The 21,607-nt window shown below is 48.4% G+C and carries 17 protein-coding genes; 9 read left to right on the plus strand and 8 right to left on the minus strand.

From position 1 onward, the window contains the following. Positions 1-63: 63 nt before the first annotated feature. From AC3QL0_RS11175 to AC3QL0_RS11190, 4 genes are all read right to left on the minus strand, one after another. Complete coding sequence (locus tag AC3QL0_RS11175; protein WP_493008551.1) at positions 64-1,443, minus strand: YdgA family protein; 1,380 nt, start codon at positions 1,441-1,443, stop codon at positions 64-66. 183 nt (positions 1,444-1,626) lie between these two features. Next, positions 1,627-3,000 (minus strand): YdgA family protein, encoded by a 1,374-nt coding sequence (locus AC3QL0_RS11180; RefSeq protein WP_493008552.1) that lies wholly within the window; start codon positions 2,998-3,000, stop codon positions 1,627-1,629. Positions 3,001-3,162: 162 nt separating this feature from the next. Further along, the gene (ispH, locus tag AC3QL0_RS11185) at positions 3,163-4,134 is read right to left on the minus strand and encodes a 4-hydroxy-3-methylbut-2-enyl diphosphate reductase (RefSeq protein WP_493008553.1); all 972 of its coding nucleotides are present in this window, start codon (positions 4,132-4,134) and stop codon (positions 3,163-3,165) included. Beyond that, positions 4,131-4,607, minus strand: a complete 477-nt coding sequence (locus tag AC3QL0_RS11190) for an FKBP-type peptidyl-prolyl cis-trans isomerase (RefSeq protein WP_493008554.1) — start codon at positions 4,605-4,607, stop codon at positions 4,131-4,133. Before AC3QL0_RS11190 ends, ispH begins: the two co-directional genes overlap by 4 nt. Before the next feature lie 54 nt (positions 4,608-4,661). Between AC3QL0_RS11190 and radC the strand changes: the two genes are divergently transcribed. From radC to AC3QL0_RS11220, 6 genes are all read left to right on the plus strand, one after another. Beyond that, positions 4,662-5,339 (plus strand): RadC family protein, encoded by a 678-nt coding sequence (gene radC, locus AC3QL0_RS11195; protein ID WP_493008555.1) that lies wholly within the window; start codon positions 4,662-4,664, stop codon positions 5,337-5,339. A gap of 181 nt (positions 5,340-5,520) precedes the next feature. Further along, a complete protein-coding gene (locus tag AC3QL0_RS11200; RefSeq protein WP_135865579.1) occupies positions 5,521-5,784 on the plus strand; it encodes a type B 50S ribosomal protein L31 in 264 nt (87 codons plus the stop codon). Between the two features lie 114 nt (positions 5,785-5,898). After that, positions 5,899-7,668 (plus strand): ArnT family glycosyltransferase, encoded by a 1,770-nt coding sequence (locus tag AC3QL0_RS11205; protein WP_493008556.1) that lies wholly within the window; start codon positions 5,899-5,901, stop codon positions 7,666-7,668. A gap of 63 nt (positions 7,669-7,731) precedes the next feature. Beyond that, positions 7,732-8,091, plus strand: a complete 360-nt coding sequence (locus AC3QL0_RS11210) for a RidA family protein (RefSeq protein WP_493008557.1) — start codon at positions 7,732-7,734, stop codon at positions 8,089-8,091. 215 nt (positions 8,092-8,306) lie between these two features. Next, positions 8,307-10,379 (plus strand): TonB-dependent hemoglobin/transferrin/lactoferrin family receptor, encoded by a 2,073-nt coding sequence (locus tag AC3QL0_RS11215; protein WP_493008558.1) that lies wholly within the window; start codon positions 8,307-8,309, stop codon positions 10,377-10,379. 127 nt (positions 10,380-10,506) lie between these two features. After that, on the plus strand, positions 10,507-11,448 hold the full coding sequence (locus AC3QL0_RS11220; RefSeq protein WP_493008559.1) for a hypothetical protein: 942 nt from the start codon (positions 10,507-10,509) through the stop codon (positions 11,446-11,448). A 50-nt stretch (positions 11,449-11,498) separates the two neighbouring features. Here AC3QL0_RS11220 and AC3QL0_RS11225 read toward each other — a convergent pair whose 3' ends face one another. The 3 genes from AC3QL0_RS11225 to AC3QL0_RS11235 all read right to left on the minus strand — a co-directional run bounded on the left by AC3QL0_RS11225 (position 11,499) and on the right by AC3QL0_RS11235 (position 16,008). Beyond that, positions 11,499-12,683, minus strand: coding sequence for a YncE family protein (locus AC3QL0_RS11225; RefSeq protein WP_493008560.1), 1,185 nt, complete (start codon positions 12,681-12,683; stop codon positions 11,499-11,501). 208 nt (positions 12,684-12,891) lie between these two features. Then, positions 12,892-13,764, minus strand: coding sequence for a prohibitin family protein (locus AC3QL0_RS11230; RefSeq protein WP_135866811.1), 873 nt, complete (start codon positions 13,762-13,764; stop codon positions 12,892-12,894). 270 nt (positions 13,765-14,034) lie between these two features. After that, the gene (locus AC3QL0_RS11235) at positions 14,035-16,008 is read right to left on the minus strand and encodes a ligand-gated channel protein (protein WP_493008561.1); all 1,974 of its coding nucleotides are present in this window, start codon (positions 16,006-16,008) and stop codon (positions 14,035-14,037) included. Positions 16,009-16,313: 305 nt separating this feature from the next. Between AC3QL0_RS11235 and AC3QL0_RS11240 the strand changes: the two genes are divergently transcribed. Further along, positions 16,314-18,404 (plus strand): TonB-dependent receptor domain-containing protein, encoded by a 2,091-nt coding sequence (locus AC3QL0_RS11240; protein WP_493008562.1) that lies wholly within the window; start codon positions 16,314-16,316, stop codon positions 18,402-18,404. Between the two features lie 117 nt (positions 18,405-18,521). Here AC3QL0_RS11240 and AC3QL0_RS11245 read toward each other — a convergent pair whose 3' ends face one another. Then, positions 18,522-19,775, minus strand: a complete 1,254-nt coding sequence (locus AC3QL0_RS11245) for a class I SAM-dependent methyltransferase (RefSeq protein ID WP_493008563.1) — start codon at positions 19,773-19,775, stop codon at positions 18,522-18,524. Positions 19,776-19,968: 193 nt separating this feature from the next. On the opposite strand from AC3QL0_RS11245, the gene AC3QL0_RS11250 reads away from it, so the two are divergent. Then, positions 19,969-21,183 (plus strand): multidrug effflux MFS transporter, encoded by a 1,215-nt coding sequence (locus tag AC3QL0_RS11250; RefSeq protein ID WP_493008564.1) that lies wholly within the window; start codon positions 19,969-19,971, stop codon positions 21,181-21,183. A 171-nt stretch (positions 21,184-21,354) separates the two neighbouring features. Continuing rightward, the gene (rpmB, locus tag AC3QL0_RS11255; protein ID WP_135865095.1) at positions 21,355-21,591 is read left to right on the plus strand and encodes a 50S ribosomal protein L28; all 237 of its coding nucleotides are present in this window, start codon (positions 21,355-21,357) and stop codon (positions 21,589-21,591) included. Positions 21,592-21,607 lie beyond the last annotated feature (16 nt).

The following is a 21,607-nucleotide window of genomic DNA, read 5'->3' on the forward strand; positions in this document are numbered from 1 at the left end:
TCAAGTCCAAAAAAACCTGCTGAATATTCATCAGCAGGTTTTTTTACCTTCAGTAGCAATGGCTTATTTCAACACTTTACCCAAGTCAGCCCCTCTTAGCAGTCTAGAGAACTCCCCAAAGCTCATTGTTTTACCGTTCATTATCACACTACCATTTGCGGCGTTATAGTTCAGCGCCATAGTCGCATTGCTTCCGTCATACTGAATCAAACCCAACTTGGCATATTGTTGCGCCCCTTTATTAAAGATTCTATCTACCATAGTACGCATCACGGCTTCTGTGGGTTTCACAATTGAACCCACCATCCCCCTAGACAATGACGCGTTCAACGACAGATCTTTAATCATGGGCCAAGGTGCTGTTTCATCTTCTATAGGCTGAAAAGCGATCATGGCTGTGACCTCACTTACACCACCACTATTTTTCCAAGCTAAGGGGTTAATGGATACCTCAGGATAAGTTTTCAGCAAATCCTGCGCATAACGTTTAAGTACTTCAGGATTATCCTTGAACTCTACTCTGGCTTGCCTCCACGCTCGCTCTGCTTGTAGATCGACGTTTTTCAACTCAATGCCTAGGGTGATACCACCAAAATCATAACCATTAAGCTGTATCGCCTTTAGATCATAGTTAACCGCTGCATGGCTTATGAGTTTATCGCTCCATGTTCCTGACATTTGAACAGTCGAATTATCCATTACCACGGCAAAACTTTCTGTAGTGGAACTGAACTCAAAACGTTTACTGCCACTTTCATACTGCCCAGAAACTACGCCATTCTCTTGCTCTGTGCGCTCTACCCTCAAGTGAATACCATCAAAGCGCAAATTTCTGCCTGGAAACGTATCGGTGATCCTCAATTTGTCTACGTCCAGCGAACCATTCACTGAGCTCAGGTCTTTACTCACATCCACATAAAGGTAGGCCACTGAGGTTTCCATCGTTGTGCCTTTAGCAGACTCTACTTTCACGGGTGCAAAAGTGATGTGGCTTTTAACAGAGCCATTAAACCCTACTTGGCTATCAGCCTTAACCGGCACCTCTCCATTAGCTGCCTGATACCACTCAGTACCTTCTGCTTCGTTCATCACGATAATCTGGCTGTAATTCAGCATCGGAGACAACATACCTGCCGATAACGCCGCGATGGGGAATGGACCATGACTGTACTGCGCAGCAAAGCGCATTTCACTGCTCCGCTTCTCTGTGCTCACTTTCAACGCATATACCGCTGACGATGAAAACACACCGCGTTCATAACTGACTTGTTCCAAGCGCACAGATTCGTTGTCATTGGTGATTTGCTGCGCCAGTTTCTCGTTCACGGATACCAAACGCTTTACAATCATGGCTTCTGTCTTGGTACCTATATACCAACTCGCCCCCACATACACGGCACCCAATACAACTACTGCACCTAGGACTATTTTCTTTTTACTCATAACTCACCTTGATGAAGTGCACCTATTAATCGTCATTACACTGTCGTCTTATCACGCCAGATCACTCTCTGTCTGGCTGCGCGGGGCGCGCTCATTCACTCGTCCACATCCCACGCTAAGCCCATAAAAAAAACCTGCTGGAAAACTTACCAGCAGGTTTTTTAAGCATCTGTATTGAACAGATTACATCAACAACTCACCCAAACCGGATTCCATCAACAGCATAAAGAACTCTTCAAAGCTCATTGTTTTGCCGTTCAACACCACTGTACCGTCAGCGGAGTTATATTTCAGATCCATTTTGGTGGTTTTACCGTCGTAGCTCACCAAGCCCATGCCTGCGTATTCTTTGGAACCTTCGTCAAACGCCATGTCGATCATGGAGCGCATGAAACCTTCCTCGGAACCGAAAATGGCGCTAACCATGCTACGAGAAAAAGAAGCATCAATAGTCAGGTTGCTCACAGAAGCCAATGGGTCTTCTTCATCCACGGCAGGCTGCAAAGCCACCAAAGCGTTAACTACGCTCTCGCCACCTGTGTTTTTCCAAGAAGCAGGTTTGATGCTGATTTCTGGTTTGCTTTCCAACAAGCGCAGCAAGTAAGTTTCAGCAACTTCTGGGTTGTCATCCAACTCATCGCTTACTTCACCCAATTCTTGCAGTGTTTTGATATCGATGTTTTTCAGACCAAAACCGAAATCAAAACTACCGTAGTCGCCGCCATTGATCTGCAATTTGCTCAGGCCGTAGTTCACAGTGGCTTCGTTCAGCATTGTGCCAGTTTGAACGCCTTCACCATCAAAGCTCAGGTTATCCAACACTACCACTACGTCTTCACCCGCTGCACTGTACTCAGTACGTTTCACTGCACCTTTATACGTGCTAGAAACTACCTCATCTTTATCGGTGCTTGCAGCCTCTACAGTGATTTCGCTCAGCAGCATGCGTTCGCCTTTAGCGGCTTCGCTGATACCGACCCATGCCAAATCAGTAACGCTATCTGTGCTGACGTAGTTTTTGCCAATGTTCAAGTACATGTTAGCCAAAGAAGTCTCTATCAACACACCGCGTTTGGACTCTACTTTGATAGGAGCAAACACCAGGTGGCTTTTTACAGCACCGCTAAATTTCACTTGGCTGTCGGCTTTAACTGGCACTTCGCCGTTAGCCACTTTGTACCACTCAGCGCCATCAGCTTCGTTCATCAAGATGGTCTGGCTGTAGCTCAGCATTGGCGAGAAAATACCCGAAGACAGTGCGGCCATAGGGAATGGACCGTGGCTGTACTTGTCAGCAAAGCGGAACTCTCCTTCTTTACCGTTCAGCCTTACTTTCAGAGCATACACAGCAGACGAGGAAAACACGCCACGCTCGTAGCTGATTTTTTCCATGCGCATGTAGTCGGAGCCAGCCACTTGTTGAGCCAGCTTAGCATTGCCTTTCTCCAGTTGTTCAGTGATGACTTGTTCTGTTTTGGAACCTACATACCAGCTTGCGCCTACGTATGCCGCACCCAATACGACCACCGCACCTACGACTATTTTAGTTTTACTCATTGATCACCTTGATGGAGCAATAATTTAGATTAAAGATTCAAAACTTGTATCATCATAACGAAATTCCAGTATAAACCCTGATGTTTTCTGCCATGATTTGAGTTATTTAACACTTTGAAACCATGACCCAATCAGAGCAACATCTTGAAACCTAAAATTTCGTTACTTGGTTTCGATTTTTCGGGACAACTCTCGAGGCAGAGGGAAAGAAATGGTTTCTTCCACGCCATCTAAGGTACGCACCGAACGAGCACCTAGTTCTTGTAGACGATCCAACACTTTAGCGACTAGTTCTTCAGGAGCCGACGCACCAGCAGTCACACCAATACGCTTGCTGCCATCCAGCCACTCAGGTTGAATCATTGCCGGATCATCCAGCAAGTAAGCACGCGCACCCTTGCGCTCTGCCACTTCACGTAAGCGATTAGAGTTGGAACTGTTCACACTGCCCACCACCAAAACCACATCACATTGCGGTGCCATAAACTTCACGGCATCTTGGCGGTTCTGTGTGGCGTAACAAATATCGCTTTTCTTAGGTTCCACAATATTTGGGAAGCGTTCACGCAGAGCCTGAGCCACTTGTGCGGCATCATCCACCGACAAAGTGGTTTGCGTCACAAATGCCAAGTTATCAGGATTGGTGACTTCTAAGCTCAGCACATCCTCTACCGTTTCCACTAGGTACATGCCGCTATCCGCTTGACCCAATGTGCCCTCGACCTCAGGGTGCCCCTTGTGACCAATCATGATGATCTCGCGACCATCTTTACGCATACGAGAGACTTCCACGTGCACTTTGGTCACTAATGGACAGGTAGCATCAAATACTTTCAGCCCACGCTTCTCGGCCTCTTCACGCACTTGCAACGACACACCGTGGGCAGAAAACACCACGATAGAACCAGCAGGCGCTTCATCCAATTCAGCAATGAAAATCGCACCTTTGTTACGCAAGTTTTCTACCACGTAGCGGTTATGCACAATTTCATGACGCACATAGATAGGACGGCCATGTAATTCTAAGGCGCGTTCCACAATATCAATGGCTCTATCTACCCCAGCACAAAAGCCACGCGGCTGTGCCAAGACTATATCTAGTTCAGTCAGTGACTCGTGTTGTGTAGTAGTCATAACACCCCCAAAATCTTTGCATCCAGACGGATTTTTGCCCCCGCCAAGGGGTGATTAAAGTCAAACAAAGCAGCATGTTCATCCAGCTGCTTCAAGACGCCAGAATAGCGCATGCCATTAACCGCTTTGAACTCCACCATATCGCCAGGCGCAAAGTGTTCGTCTTGCGCGACATTCTCGGCCAGCATTTCGCGGCTAATCCATTGCAACAAGGCCGGATTACGCTCGCCATAGGCGTCTTCTGGCGCTAAGTCAGCATGCAAGGTTGCGCCCTCAGGCTTACCTAGCAACACGGCCTCCAACCCTGCAGACCATTGTCCCACCCCCATCTGCAAAGTAGCTGGGTGGCCATCAAAGGTATTGGCGAACATGGTTCCCGCTGCGGGACCCGACATTATCTGAATGCAATAGTGCAGTGTCAGGTAAGAGTCCTCACGGACAATCACATCACTGGCATCGGTTTGAGTGTCCAAGGCCTGTCATCCTATCTGTAATTCAACAATCAACCTGCTATTTTAGTGCTACTCATGGCATCAAGCGTCAAATCCTTAAATAATTTACGGCCTAGAGAGCGACTATTGCGTCACGGCGCCACCACACTCTCTGATGCTGAGTTGCTCGCCATTGTACTTCGCACCGGCTCACGGCAGGGAAATGTGCTGCACTTGGCCCACGCGCTCTTACAGCACTTCCATGGTTTCCACGGGCTGTTAGCGAGTACAGCAGATCAATTACAAACGCTACACGGCATAGGTCAGGCCAAAAGCTGCGAGGTCTTAGCCATTAGTGAAATTAGCCGACGTGCCTTACAAGAACAGTTACAGCGCGGCCCCACCCTTAATCAACCGCAAACCGTCAAACAATATTGCATCGCCCGTATAGGCCATCAACCTATAGAGCATTGCCTGGCTCTCTATCTAGATAACCAGTTGCAGCTCATCACCGCTGAAGAAATAGCTAAAGGCACGATCAATCAAGCCTCGATCTACCCCAGAGAGCTCGTACGCGCAGCGTTACAACACCATGCCTGCGCCATCATCTTGGCACACAACCATCCCTCTGGTATTAGCACGCCCAGCCAAGCTGACATCTCATTGACGCAACATTTAAAACAAGCCCTGCAACTGGTAGACATCCAGTTAGTGGATCACTTAATTATTACCCCTGGATACGCCACATCCATGGCTGAAAACCATCTGCTGTAACAAACTAGCCATCACCGTAAAACAACATCCTGCATTTCTTATTCGGTATAAAATGCTTTTTTTGTTGGCTGTACTTTATTAAAAAAGCAGTCAATGCTAGAATTTTGTGATTATTTAGGGCACGTGGCAGATCATTTTATACATCTGTTGGCGATCCGTTTACGAACAACAGGAAGGCATCATGAAAAAAGGCATCCACCCAGAATACCGCGACGTTGTATTCCTGGATCAACAAACAGGTAATAGCTTCATCTCTCGTTCCACCGTTAACACACGTGACACGATCGAACGCGATGGCAAAACATACCCACTGTTTAAGTGTGACGTAACATCCGAGTCCCACCCATTCTACACAGGTGCTCAAACTCGTATCGTTGAAACTGGCCGCGTTGAACAGTTCCGCGCCCGTTTTGCTCGCACAGCCGGCACACGCAAAAGCAGCTAATCTGCTTTGCATGGGTAAAAAAGGCAGCCACGGCTGCCTTTTTTTATGTCCTGCACATACACTTCTACGCCTCCGCTATAATTCTTGTCACGAATCATTCATTCCGCCTGACTTGTGCATACCTCACAACCATACTCCCCCGCGCGCTTAACCTCACCCGGTGCCGCCAAGCTCCCTCGCAGCATTCTGATTGCTGTAGGCCTGATCTATATACTTTCGGGGCTGATTTTCCGTGATCCATGGAAAACCGATGATGTGATTGGTTTAGCCACAATGCTAACCGCCATGAACAACGATGGCGTGCTATCAGTATTGCTACCTCAGGTTGGCAGTCTAGCCTATGCAGAAAATGGTCCACTTGTTACCTGGGTGGGTTTAGCGTGCATGAAGCTATTCGCCCCCTTTTTTGCGCTGTTCACCACCGAACTAAATAGTCTGATTCTTGCCTCTCGCGTACCCAACCTGTTGTGGTTTGGTCTGATGAGTTATTGCGTGTGGCACGGCACCTTGCGTTTAGCCAAACGCCGAGAGGCCCAACCCCTACCTCTCCCCTTTGGCGGCGAACCCACTCCTGCTGAATATGGCCGCATGTTGGCAGATGCTGCCTTGCTGTTCCTGATTGCGACGGTCGGTATTTTATGGCGTATGCACGAAACCTCACATGTGCCTGCCATCATGGCATTTCAAGCACTGGCATTTTTTGCCTTAAGCTTGCAACTTTACAGACCCGCAGCAGGTACCTTGTTGTTGGGCATTGCTTTGGCTTGCGCCCTGTTAACACGAGGTGCGGTAGGTGCCACGCCTATTTTGCTGGCCAGTCTGTTATTACCTATATTTCATAGTCCTTTCCGCTCTATTTTCAAATGGCAGATCGTGGCTATTTTGCTTGGGGCCGCCTTATTTTTACTCTGGTGGTTTCCTGCTTGCGCTTTCAGCTTGTACTGGACTCAACAATGGCTGTTATGGAATCAATCCAGCTTTAGCTGGCCTAGCGTAATTGACCTGTACAAGCCTCTGCGTGATTTACTGTGGTTCTTATGGCCCACGTGGCCCATGGCACTACTTGCCGTGTGGAACTGGAGACACTGGCTACGCGCACCACATTTGCTGTTGCCCGGCTGCTTGTTTATTACCGCTCTACTAACACTACTGGTACAAGCTAATCCATCTGAGCCAGAACTGGCTCTGTTAGCAATTCCTAGCGCTGTACTCGCCGCCTTTGCGCTCCCTACATTACGACGCAGCATTATCAACACGTTAGACTGGTTTGCCGTCATGTGTTTCTCACTGACCGCTGCAACTGTCTGGTTGGGTTGGGTGGCACAACAAAGCGGCTGGCCACCAAAAATCGCAAAAAACATTGCACGCCAAACAGTAGGGTTTGAAACCTTTATTTCTGTACCCGCCTTAACACTAGCTGTTCTAGGTTCTCTGGGCTGGATTGCCTTGGTTGTATGGCGCACTCGTCGCCACCCGCCTGGTCTATGGCGTGGTACGGTGTTGTCGGCTGGCGGTCTATTGGTAACATGGTTGCTGTTAGTCACGCTGTGGCTGCCATCACTGGATTACGCGCGCAGTTACCGCAGTGTATCCAATGAACTCTCTACCGCCTTACAAGCCCATCAAGCAGCAACAGAATGCGTACGAGGGCAAGGTGTAGGCCTAGGGCAACGCGCCTCATTTTATGCCTTCAGCAATATAGATCTGGCATTTGACCAACGTTGTGATTTGATTCTTCAGCAGTTAAACCGCCGTGATCTCGAGAAAGGTGAGCTGCCCCCACCTAACAACACCGAAGTACTCTGGGTAGGCCATAGAGGTGGTGATAGACACGAGGCATTCCGCCTGTTGCGCCTATTACCTGCTACTGGCAATACACAGTAAATCACCCGTGCGGCCATACTATAATGGGCTGCACTTTTTCATTTGTATTGAGGAGAACAATCGATGATCACCCGTTTGCATAGCAATGCTCGCATGAGCCAAGTCGTTAGCTTTCCCCTGAGTGGTGAAATGGTTGTTTTGGCTGGTCAAGTCGCCAAAACCCAACGTAATGGTGATACGGCTGCTCAAGCCAAAGAAATTCTGGCAAATATTGATCAGTTGTTGGCTGACGCTGGCACCGACAAAACAGCCGTAGTTTCTGCCTACGTATGGCTAACAGACATGGCTGACTTTGCTGCTTTCAACGCTGTATGGGATGCATGGGTTCCAGCAGGTCACGCCCCTGCTCGCGCTTGCGTAGAAGCCAAACTAGCTGCACCAGAACTGACTGTAGAAATTCAAGTCATTGCAGTGAAGAGCTAATAGCACTCACCGCCATTACATCTCGTGATGGCGGCCTTCTTCTTCCGTCCTCCGGTATCTCCTAACCCCCTTTAGTCTCTCACCACACCACCATTTGTGGGGAATACGCACATCACAACACCTTAATTGAGAATAGTTATCATTAATGATAGAATCCACAAGATTTACATTTCATAATAATCATTATTATTCTTATTAACATTACAAGGTAGTTTATGTTGTACTCCACTTCGGTTCTTGCCACGACCGATAGCTCTAAGTCACACCCCCAACTTGCTAAACAATTACTAAAGCACTCACTGCTGTTTGCAGCATTATTTAGCATTCAAAGTAGCGCCACACTGTGGGCTCAAACCGCCGTCCAGTTAGACAAGATCGTTGTATCGTCTAGCCAGCGCGAGCAACAGGCCATTGATGCGCTGGATAACGTGTCCGGTTTAGACCAACACGATATCAACCTGCTCAATGCCTCCAGCCCTGCTACATTGCTGAATCAAATTCCTGGCGTGAATGCAGCGAATACCGGTGATGATCCAGGCACCGTCGTGAATATTCGTGGCTTGCAAGAATATGGTCGAGTGGTGGTAACCATTGATGGTGTACGACAAGATTTTGGTAGACCTAGCCACGCCGGTAATGGTTCGTTCTACATTGACCCTGACATGCTTAAAGCCGTCACCGTAATACGTGGGCCTGTTGCTGGCGTTTACGGCTCAGGCGGTATCGGTGGTTCCATCAGCTTTGAAACCATTGATGGTCGTGACTACCTTGAAGACGATGAAGATGTTGCCGTTGGCGTTAAAGGCGGCTACGAAAGTAATGGTAAAGGCTGGGTCGCCCGCACTATTGGTGCTGTGCGCGTCACAGACAATGCAGAAATTTTGGTCAGCACCGTGAATCGTGGCCGTGACGACCAAAAAGACGGCGATGGCAATAAGATTCTGTATAGCGACCAAAACCAGAACTCTCAGTTGGTGAAAGCCAGCTACCGTCCAGCCCCCGGCCACGAAATTAAAGCAGGGTGGTTACGCTATGGTAGTGGCTACAAAAGCAGCCGCTCTGCCGGCTCTAGCAGCCCTACCCTAAGTGTGGATGACACCGATACCGACACCTACACCGCCAACCTGCGCTACAGCTTCAACAGCCCAACCAATCCACTCATTAACTTACAGGCCGAACTCTACCGCAGCGCTACGACTAGCGATCAAAGTCGCGTTACCGACGGCGATAGCCGTGAGTATCGTGTACGCACCAACGGCTGGGCGTTAAAAAACCGTTCAACTATTGCTGCTGGCAGCTGGAATCACACCCTAAACTACGGTGGTGATGGTTTTGAGATCAAAGGTAGATCTGACCACGAAAACTTTGGTTCCGGCGACAGCAAAGCCTTTGGTGTGTATGGCCAATGGGAGGCGGATTACAACCAATGGATTCAAGTGATTGGTGCACTTCGCTATGACCGCTTCAAACTGCGTGGTCAAGATACAGATCAAGTCACCCACAGCTTCACCAAAGATCGCGTTTCACCACGACTGACCTTAGGCATCACACCTATAGAAGGCGTCACTACCTACATTACGTATGCAGAAGGCTTTAGAGCACCATCTTTAGCTGAGGCTTTCCGCGTGGGTGGTCACGGCTCCCGACTAGAGTACCTACCCAACTTCAACTTAAAACCTGAAAGCGCGTCTACTGTAGAGCTGGGTGTAAACCTCAAACACAACGCTGTCTTCATGCCTAATGATGCGCTGCGTACCAAGCTGTCGTTCTACCACACACGTGTGCGTGACTACATTGATCGTGAACAGTTCAAAGTGGGCAAACAAAGCTATAGCCAATACCAGAACGTAGGCAACGTAACCCTGAAAGGGATTGAGCTAGACAGCAGCTACGACACCGGTAACTTCTACGCAGGTTTGAATGGCTCGCTGGCCACTGCAGATACCTATAGTGGCCGTCCACTGAATAACGCACCACTCAAACGTGTAGTATTTACCGTAGGCGCGCGCGCGTTAGACAACGATTTGGACTACGGCGTACGCTGGTCATCCACCGCGTCTACCGAGCGCTCTTCAGAAACAGCACCTCGTGCAGCAGGGTATAGCTTGCTTGACCTGTACGCCTCATGGCAGATCAACAAACAAGTGAGCGTGAACTTCGGCATTGATAACCTGCTAAACAAAGCTTACACCGACCCACAAGCCGGTTACGCTACAACTAACCCTAGCTCATGGCAAGGCACTGGCCGTAACGTCAAACTGAACGTAGGCTGGCGCTTTGGCAACTAAACGCTGAATATAGTCAGTTAGCCTTTGAGGCTCTTTTCTTGACAAAAACAGGTCGCAGATTTAAAACCTTCTTCTTTCCGCGACCTGTTTTTTTAATCTTGGCACAGTAGCTGCCCTATTTCCCACTATGCAAATCACATCCCTACAGTTGGGCGTTGATATCGCCACCAGCTTGGCCATTCTTGCATCCGCGATTACCTTCTTGATTAATCAGCGGCTGAAGAACAGAGAGACAAAGCGTAGACAGCTAGATGAGTCTGTACGCGCTGTCACTGTGAATGAGTTTCAAGCAGCGCTGGGCACGCTCTCTACGCTATACATCAAGCAGATTGTGATGCAGGCCTCACCACTGCATAACGCGACCAGTCGTGGCACAGAAAAGCTATCTGCCATGCTGGAAAACCGTCCTGAATACCTAGACACGTTAAAGCTGTCACTCAAAAACACTTCGAGCAACATTAGTGATTTCTTCCACACAATTTGTGCCTACAACTATCAAATCACGCCGTTACTAGACAGCATTGAGGATGGACAAAAGCAGATTACTGAGTTCAGAGAGGGGTTAGCACAATTAATGCATAGCTATAACCACCTAAACGCCAGCCATATGGCGTTGCTGGATGAGGTTTGTACCTTAGCCACTTACTGCCACGAGCACCCTATTGAGTCAGCAGATCAAGATGTTTTGCGCCAAATGGTACTCTCGATTTTGACAGATACCGACTATAGGCAGTGGGTAGATTCTTTCATCCCTGCGGGTAAAGAAGACCTGTATTGGCAGCACATTAGTAAAAAAGACTTTGGAGAACACGCCAGCTTGCTCTCTCAAGTACACACGAATTTGCTACAGCACTTCTATACAGATCCCAATCTGATGAAGGCTCAAGTGCTGGGAATTGCCTACCACGCTACTAGCCAAGCACGACAACACTGTAAAGATTTTCTTATTAAGATGTCGGCGTTGAACTACTGGTTGATACGTAAAGGTGGCAGCGATGAAACGCTAGAAGACGTGATTGAACGCTACCGTAGCCCGGATGTTTTTGCTGCGACGACTGAAATACGTTAATCAAAAATAAGGCCCCGCGTGGGAGTTCACGATCGGGGCCTTTACTTACATCAACGAACAGGCAAGTTCACTTTGAGTAAACGCTCTTTAGCACCCGCTACAAAATCACCTGTAGACGAGTTAGGGCTATACACTTCTTTCAGCCCCACAAACAACTGGTTGTTATCGCTATCCAAAGCCATTTCATTAGGCAGTGGCCCTATCGTAAATTGACGGCTCACTTGGTAGTCTTTGCCGTTGATCACACTAATAGTACCCGCACGGAAATTCGCCACATATGCTTGGTCGCGAATAGGGTCGTAACTGATGCTGATACTGCCACGGCCAGTGCGCACAAACGCCAATTGTTTGCCAGTTTTCAAATCAAACACATACACGCCATCATCCTCGCCTTCAGAGCGGAAGATATTGTGCGCTGCAAATACGCGGTTATTGGCACTGTCTACCGCCAAACCCAGAATATTAGTAATAGCTGGATCAGCTTTTGTCACATCCACTGAGCCCACTACTTTGCGACTAATAGGATCAATCTTGTTGATGAATTGCCCAGCGGTGTACAGCATTTTCTCTGCTGGGTCGTAAGACAAGGCATAACCTGTAGAAGGATATGCACCTTCCACTTCACCGATTACTTCTAAGCTTTGTGGATCCACCACCAACAACTTATGTGTTTTCTGTTTGCCGGTTTGTTCTGAGCTAGTAGAGCTGTACACCACAAACAGAGCATTCGCTTCTGGCACATACACCATGTGGCGCAAACCTTCGGTACCTTCAAAACCTTCAGGTTGTACTTTCAAGCGCTCGCCAGTTTGCTCTAACTCACCCGTTACCACATTGATGCGGCTGATACGCAAAGGCTTGTTCTTACCGTGTCCGACGAACAGCTTATGATTGGCAGTATCTTGTGCCAATGAAAAAGACTGGTGAGGCATCGCTGTTTTCCAACGAGGCTCCATAGTCTGTATATCAAACGCATACACAAAGCCCAAATCGTCACTCGCTTTGGCTCTATCTATCACAGCAGTCATCACCAGCGAGTTTTCAGGATTCACCTGCACTTCATACAAACCTTCACCAGCATCCTGCAAATACCCCACTTGCAACGCATACTCTGGGCCAGGCATCGGTGCGGGAGTTACCGCCAATGCTGGTTGAGAAAAAACACCACATAACACAAATGCTGTGCTACACAACCATTGACGCGGCAGACTACGCACGGATGATGCGACAAACATAAACTTCCTTTAGCTATATCAAAAATCCAGGTACATACACCTCTATCAAATATTATAAATGATAATAATTCTCATAACCATGCTTTTTTAATAATCACTTACGCTACATCCTGCATCCATAAAAAATGGGAGTAATGCCACGCCTTAACGTTTGCATTACTCCCACCTACTCACACCCACACAGTAGGTGCGATTACTCTGTTACCGCTTATCTCACACCAATAAATGGCAAGGCAGAGCCTGGTACTTGTGTAGTTGGCAAGGCGCCATCCCATTTTTCTGCAGCAATCAAATCCACCAAGCCACGGTTCGCGGCCAACGCACGGCCACGAGCTTCAATCGCTTCCGCTTCTGCATCACCGCGCATACGGATGGAGTCTGCTTCAGCCTTAGCATGTTCACGTTGTGCATCAGCTTCTGCTCTGGCTTGCACTACACGAATGTTGGCTTGAATTTCTGCAGTTTGTTCTTGCTGGCGTGTGGTTTCAATTTGCACCTGCGCCAACATACGCTGCTCAATAGACTGTTCGTAGGCTTTAGAGAAACCTACCTCTTCCACTTGCACACCCACCACTTGCACAGGCGCGTCACGCATCACGGCAGACACTGCTTGCACAGTTTCTACGCCTAGCTTCTCACGTTCCTGAATAGCACGTGCCGCTGTGAATTTACCGAATACGTTTTTAGCCGCATCCGGAGTACGACGTTCAATCACACGAGCCTGTAAGTTTTCCAGCGTGCCGTACTCACTGTACAAGTCAGCCACACGATCAACAGGTACACGATAGGTAACGGAAACCTTCATATTGGCGGGCTGCTGGTCAAATGAGTAGGCTTCCAGTGGCATGGTTACGTTGTGATCACGTACAGAAATAAAGCGCACAGAATCCAATATTGGAGTCTTAAACCCTAGACCTGGTTCAGCCACATTCACAATTTTCCCGTTACGCAGCACTACACCACGCTCACCCTGGTCCACCTGAAAGAAGGCATCAAAGGCTACCAACATCACAACGACAAACAACACTGCCACCACACCGAGAAAGCCCAACACCTTCCCAGATTTCGCCTGGATACTCATTATCAATCCCTACTTACTTATGTTTTTTATTAAAAACGGCCCATAAACCCTTGGCCAACAAATAGGCTACTACCGCAGCCCCTATAACAATGAAGACTGTTTTCATACTCCACCTATAACGCAAAAAAACGTCCCGCTGCGATCATACGAAGCTCACACCTATATGACAAGCCGCTTTTGCAGAAAATAACGCTTACTGCTCAGCTTACAAATTAAAACAAAAAGGCATGCAAACTCTGCATGCCTTTTGTTGTCTTGGCCTTGTCGTACTTAGAAACGTACGCCTAAACCTAACCAGTAACGGCGACCATCTTCTACGTACTCATAGTCATCATAGGTCACTTGTTTATCAAACACGTTATAAATACCGGCGTACAAATCTACGTTTTTGTTCAACTTGTAGCTCGCACCCAGATCCACAAAGGTGTAGGACGGTGCTCTGAAATCAGACGATGAAGCGGTCAACACCGGCTGGCTTTCTTTACCACGGTAGTTCAAGCGCGCCCATGTATTGATTTGCTCTGTTGGCGTCCAATCCACACTCACGCTCGCCATATGTTTAGGCAATTGGTTCAGAGGCTGACCTTCGTTAGGACCGCTCTTCTGTTTGGAGTGGGTGAAGGTATACGTACCTTTCAGAGTCCAGTCCTCAGCCATATCCCAGCTGAAGTTGGTTTCAATACCACGAGTAATCGCTTTATCTACGTTCTCGTAAGTGGTGGGGTCTGAACCAAACTGATTAGGACCATCTGTACATTTGGTAGCTGGACACGCTACACGGGTGATCTTGTCTTTGAAATCATTATTAAACAGAGTCGCACCAGCGGAGAAACCTTCCAAGGTGTCATACATCACCGACAACTCTTGAGATACCGATTTCTCAGCTTTCAAGTCCGGGTTACCGTACATGTTGCCACCACGGCTAACCTGTCCCCAACCTGCTACAGTTTGACGCAGGTCTGGGGCACGGAAACCAGTGGATACACCACCTTTTACTGTCCAGAAATCATTCACAGACCACACGCCATAAATACGTGGACTGAAGTGCTCGCCAAAGTTTTCATCGTGATCAAAGCGCAAGCCACCAGTCAGCGCAAAGCTGTTGGTTAAGCTCCATTCGTCTTCTACAAACAATGCCCACTGTGTACGATCAATTTTCTGGATGCCGGTCTTCAACTGGTTACCGGTTTTATCGGTCAGTTTCTGGTACTGATACATACCACCTACTGTCAGCAGGTGATCACCCAGCGGAACTACCCACGACGTACGAGCATCGGTGTTTTTGATGCGCATAGAGCGAGACTTATTGTTGAAGTCCTCTTGCTGCACATAGCTATCCGATGTAGCAAAACCCCAGTCACCATTATGTGTCAGCGAGGCCTTCTCACCACGGTAATCGGTTTCAGAGCTGCTAGGGCAACCGTTACGACCGCAAGGCGTTGTTGGGTCTACAGTTTTGCCCAGTGTGTTGTTGTACTGCTGGCGTTTAGAACTGCCTTCCAATACAAAACTGTGATTGGCTGATGGCGTAAAGCTCAGCTTCGCACCCACTTCGTAGGCATTACGTTTGCGGTAACCGTTGTAGATATTATCTTCGTCACGGTGTGTGTACTGACCGTACATTTGCAAGCCTAGCAAGCCCTCTTGAATAGGGCCGCCTACCGTAAAGTTACCTTGGTTGATATCGCCTGAACGGCTGTGCGATTGCAAAGTAGTATCCAAACGGATAGAACCGCCCCACTGCTCTGGTACTTTACGAGTAATGATGTTGATCACCCCCCCCATGGCATCAGAGCCGTACAACGACGACATAGGGCCACGCACCACTTCAATACGCTCAATCTCTGACAACGGTGGAGTCCAACCGCCCTCTACACCTGAAGAATCCGAGTTAGTACGTGTTTCAGTAGAGCTTTGACGTTTACCGTCAATCAAGATCAGCGTGTATTTAGAGCTCATACCGCGAATGCTGATATCGCGTCTATCACCACCACCGGTCACGATCACGCCAGGCACATCCTGCAGCGCATCGTAAGCATCACGATAAAACTTGTTTTCCAAGTCTTCACGGGTGATCACAGAAATGGAAGCCGGTGCTTCCTTAATATCCTGCTCAAAACCAGTAGCCGTCACCACGACGGAATTCAGTTGAACAGTACGGTTTTCTTGAGCCACAGCTCCGCTGGCAACAAATACACCAGCCACAAGTAGCGGCAAACGCTTGACGGTAAATATAGATTTCATTGACCACTTCCAATTTTTTTCTGTGTTTAGCCTTTGCTGTTGGCCTTCTGCTCTTCTGGCAGCGTTTCTCTTACAGCGGAACTAATGATACCCATTCTCATTACCAATTCAAATCAAGAACTTAGTATTCGTAACAATAATGAGAATAATTCGTAAATTAGTAGTGGAAAAGAGACGATAGCCCTCCCACCTTAAAGGAGATAAAAAACAACTGTGAATGAAAACGATTTGCATTTGTATTTTCATGTTAATAGAATCTGGGTCACAAATTAATACAGAAATCTATCAACAGGGAAGTTAATCAAATGTCACACCCTACTCTTGCTCTCACACCCAACACCGTGAGGCAACTGCTTCGTTTCGCCCTATTAGGAGCCACCGCATTAGGCACTACCCAGCTCTATGCCCAAACAGCGATAGCAGAAACCGAGGAGACTAAGCAGGAAGCAACCGTCAGCCAGTTAAACAACATTGTGGTGACAGCCACAGGTACCGACGTTGATATTAAAGACGCCCCAGCCAGTATCAGCGTGATTACCCGCGAGGAAATTGAGCGCAAACCTGTATCGTCACTTGCTGAAATACTGAGCACCCTACCCGGCGTGACCGGCGGTTATGCCTCTACTGGCGCACAATCCAAGATCAAATTGCGCGGCCTGCCCGAGGCCTACACTCTGATTCTGGTGGATGGTAAGCGCCAAGGCTCTTCTGCCCATACCAACTATCGTCCAGACTTAGGCCAGCAAGATATAGACTGGATCACCCCCGAAATGATTGAGCGCATCGAAGTGGTGCGTGGCCCTATGTCGTCGTTGTACGGCTCTGACGCCATGGGTGGTGTGATCAATATCATCACCAGAAAAACCTCTAAAGTGTGGAGCGGTAGTGCTTCTAGCGACTACAGCAAACCCGACAGTTCCAAACGTGGTGATGAATTTAAACTGGGCATGAACTTAAGCGGCCCTATCAGTGAAAGTCTAGGTCTACGTGTGGGCGGTAGTGTGTCTCGTCGTTCGGCCGACGATCTAGCAGGTGGCTCTTCCGGTAGCCGTAAACAAAATGCCAACGTATTGTTGAACTGGGACATCACAGACAACCAATCCATTTCTGTTGAAGCAGCGCAAGGTGTACAGCGCTCACTGGCGTCCTCTGAAACCAATGCTAATGGCAACCCTGTAGTCAATGCATGGGGTTCATCCAAACTGGTACACACTTACTACGGCTTAAGTCATAACGGTACCTATGGCCAGTACTCATCAAAACTGAACCTTTACCACAATAAATACGAAAATAAAGGTAGCTCGGTTGGTAGCAACTCCAGCGAAACTGTTTTTGATGGCAGCGTGGATATTCCCTACACGCTGGGCGTAGATGGTCTACTCACCACCGGCTTCCAATGGAAACGCGAAGAATTGGATAACGCCGATACTATTGGCGGCTCTAGCGGTGTAGTCACGAATAGCTCGTCAAAACTCAATCGCAACAACTGGTCTGCCTTTGCAGAAAGCCAATCGTACTTGTTAGATAACCTGACCATGACCATGGGCTTACGTTTAGACCATGACTCAAAGTTCGGCTCGCACTGGTCTCCTCGTGGCTATCTGGTGTATCACCCAACGTCCAACTGGACTGTTAAAGGTGGTGTATCCCGAGGCTTCCGCGCCCCCAACCTGAAAGAAAGCTCTCCTAATGCTGCCACGCAATCTGGTGGTAACGGTTGCCGAGGCCTAGCCGGTATGGGCTGGAACTCTAGCAGCACCAACGCGGATGGATCTCGCGGTTGCTACATGATTGGTAATGCCAACTTATCACCCGAAACCAGCACCAACTACGAGCTGAACATTGGCTACGACTATGAAGGTTGGGCCGCTGAAGCCACGTACTTCCATACCGACTTCAAAAATAAAATTGACTACCAGCCATTGGGCTACATTAATGGTTACTGGCTAACTCGCATGGAAAATGCACAAAAAGCCAGAACACGAGGTTTGGAAGCCAGCGTCAGAATGCCTATCCTGCCTAATTTGAGCTGGAACACCAACCTGACACGCATGTTCGAATCCAAGAACCTGACCACAGGCAACGATTTGTTGGTAGTACCTAAAATGACCGTGAACTCCAATATCAATTGGCGCATCACGGACAAATGGTCCACCAACTTCAGCGCTCAATACATTGGTAAGCAGTTAACCATGCCAGCCCCTGGTGCTCGTGGTGGCCCAACCTTCGCGGGTGGCTACACTACATTTGACTGGACCACGCACTACAACGTCAGCAAAGACCTGACCTTGCGCGCTGGCGTGCTGAACCTAACCGGTAAGAGCACGTTAGAAGGTGACAACAACTACGACAACGGCGACCGCGTCTACTTTGTTGGTCTAACCACTCGCTTCTAAACTCAAGCACGTAAAAAAAGCCCCATCTTGGTTATCCCAAGTGGGGCTTTTTTGATGCATTGCCTTGCACTATATCCACTACCCTTCCACTGTACGCAATAGAAGAAAGGTTACTGATTACTTGTAGATATAGTCTCTACGCCATGGGTATGCCAAATCAGCTGGATTATCCAACTCATCGGCTCGCCCTGTAGGCGTATGTTGCGCCAACACCTGATGCAGAGCAATCCAGCCGTGCTCAAACCCCATCGCACATCCTGCCAAATACACACGGTATGCACGCAATGATTTCAAGCCCTGCTCACCCGCTAAAATCGTACTGGCTTCATTTAGTTGCTCTTCTAGCGCACTACTCCATGCCCACAATGTTCGGGCGTAATGTGGGCGTAGGTTTTCTACGTCTAGATCTTCTAAGCCACCTTCTGCTAAATAACGCAGCACATAACTAATGTGAGTAAGCTCACCACCGGGGAAAATGTATTTCTCGATGAAATCGCCCATACCTGCACCGAGCTGATCGTGCTCTACCCCACCCGAGGTAATACCATGATTCAGTATCAGGCCGCCGGGCTTTAACAAGCTGCGCAACGTGGAAAAGTAGCCGCCCAACTGCGCCCTACCCACGTGTTCAAACATGCCCACGGACGCTATCTTATCGAACTGTCTGGAACCTACCAACTTGCGGTAGTCCAACAGCTCCATACGTACCCTGCCACCCAAGCCCTTTTGTTCTATCAGCTTGTTTACGTACGCATGCTGGTTCTTAGATAAGGTAATACCTGTGGCATCTACATCGTAATGTTCCGCTGCCCACAACAGTAGACCACCCCAGCCAGCCCCCACATCTAGAAATTGCTCTCCAGACTGCAATTTCAATTTGCGGCAAATATGATCCAGCTTTGCTTCTTGTGCTTGTGCTAACGTGAAATCCTGCTCTTTATAGTAAGCACACGAATACACACGCCGTGGATCTAGCCACAATCCATAAAAATCATCGGATAAATCGTAGTGAAACTGTATCTGCTTGGCATCGCGCTCAAGCGTGTGTCGCCAAATGGAACGTAAGCGACTGATTAACCCTGTGAATGCACCAGCTTTAGCTTGATTAATAGGGGTATCAGGCAAAATAGCTGCCGCAGCTATCATCAGATCACGAATGGAGCCTTTGAAATCAAAGGTACCTTCCACATATGCCTCACCCAGGCTGCCAACCTGCCCCGCCGATAACAACGCTAAAGTGGCCATATCTTTCACATGCAGAGCCAACTGTGCGTCTTCTGGCCCCACTCTGCTGCCATCTGGCAACGTAAGATTAACCACCACTGGCAACTTTGCCAGTTTTGACTCAACCATCTCTGAAATAGAGCTCAAACCCGCCTCCCAAGTTCTGTGTTTAACTGAAGAATGCGTTACGCCTGCTACCTCTATGGCGCCTCGAACACTACAGCCTCGTGCTACACTTGGCCGCAGCATTTATGCAGAATTACTGTAGCACCTAACTCTGCTTTTGTGCTCTCATTCATTGGTATCTATTTCTCTCTCTCCCCCCCTCAAGCCTACCTACATGCCTGCAGCATCATCTCGATCAAGTCTCAACAAAAACATACCTAAGTGGTTGATATTACTAGGATTGCTTACAGCCCTTGGTCCCCTAGCCATTGACATGTATTTACCCGCATTTCCTTCTATTGCGCGTGACTTGAACACCACGGAAGGCGATGTAGAACGCACACTTGCTAGCTATCTGATTGGCATTGCCTGTGCACAACTAATCTATGGCCCCGTAGCCGATAGATTTGGCAGAAAAATCCCTTTGGTTTTTGGGGTTACCCTGTTTTCTCTAGCATCATTTGGCTGCGCCCTCAGCACATCCATCGAGGAACTCAGCATGTGGCGCATCGTACAGGCCTTTGGCGGTGCAGCCGGTATGGCTATCCCACGCGCCATTATTCGCGACAAATTTGAAACCCGTGATGCCGCCAAGGCACTCTCCATGATTATGCTCGTGATGGGAGCCATGCCTATCTTGGCACCCATTATTGGTGGGCAGTTACTACGTTTGGGCAGTTGGTCACTAATTTTTGTACTGATGGGCGTTGCCAGCCTGTGCCTATGCATTGCGACTATTGTTAGCCTGAAAGAAAGCCTGACACCTGATCGAGTCAACCCACTACGCCCTGGATTCATCGTACGTACCTATGTAGAGCTATTAGGTGATCGTAGCTTTATCTTCTACAGCCTTGCTGCGGCCCTGGGTTCAGCCAGCATGTTCGCCTACATCAGCGGCTCAGCGCGTGTCTTTATCAGTCAGATGAATATAGACCCCGCCTATTTTGGTCTGCTGTTTGGCTTGAATGCGCTGTCATTCATCATTGCATCGCAATTCAGCGCACGGTTACTGAGCCGCTATACACCATCACAGTTGTTGTTGGCTGCCGAAAACACATTAGTGGGCTTTATTTTTATTTCACTTGCTCTCACGCTGGTGGGCTGGATCAATTTGTATAGCCTCATGTTCTGCTTGATGGGCTTTATGGCGAGCTTGGGCTTCATCTACCCCAACGCTTCAGCCCTAGCCCTCAATAAACAAGGGCACCGCTTAGGCATTGCTTCTGCCTGCATGGGCACACTGCAAATGATGGGCGGTGCATTAGCAGGTTTGTCCATGAGCCTCTGGCATAGCGAAAATGTGCTCCCAATGGTGAGCGTATTGGCGTGCTGTGCCTCTTTGTCGTGGCTTTCAAGCCGCATCGCTCACAGACTCAATCCCGAAACTTGATTTAGCAGCTTTATTCATATTAGAATATTCTGCTTTAGAACGATTTTATTAGTCCTGCAGTTTTTGTTTGGGCTTTGAAGTGCTTAAACCGCGTTACTAACAGTTCAGCATCTCTTATTTTTGACTGGCTTATGGTGCGGTAGCCGAATTAGACTCTTAAGGGGTATTACCATGGCACGCGTATGCCGAGTTACCGGAAAAGGCCCAATGTCGGGCAACAATGTTTCACACGCTAACAACAAAACTAGACGTCGTTTTCTTCCAAACCTGCAATCCCGTCGTTTCTGGGTTGAAAGTGAAAACCGTTGGGTTCGTCTGCGTCTCTCCACTCAAGCTGTTCGTCTGATCGACAAAAACGGCATTGATGCTGTATTGGCAGATTTGCGCGCTCGTGGCGAACGCGTTTAAGCGTTAGCCTGCACTG

The sequence above is a fragment of the Paenalcaligenes sp. GW821-LYS-B07-1 genome (assembly GCF_058803365.1).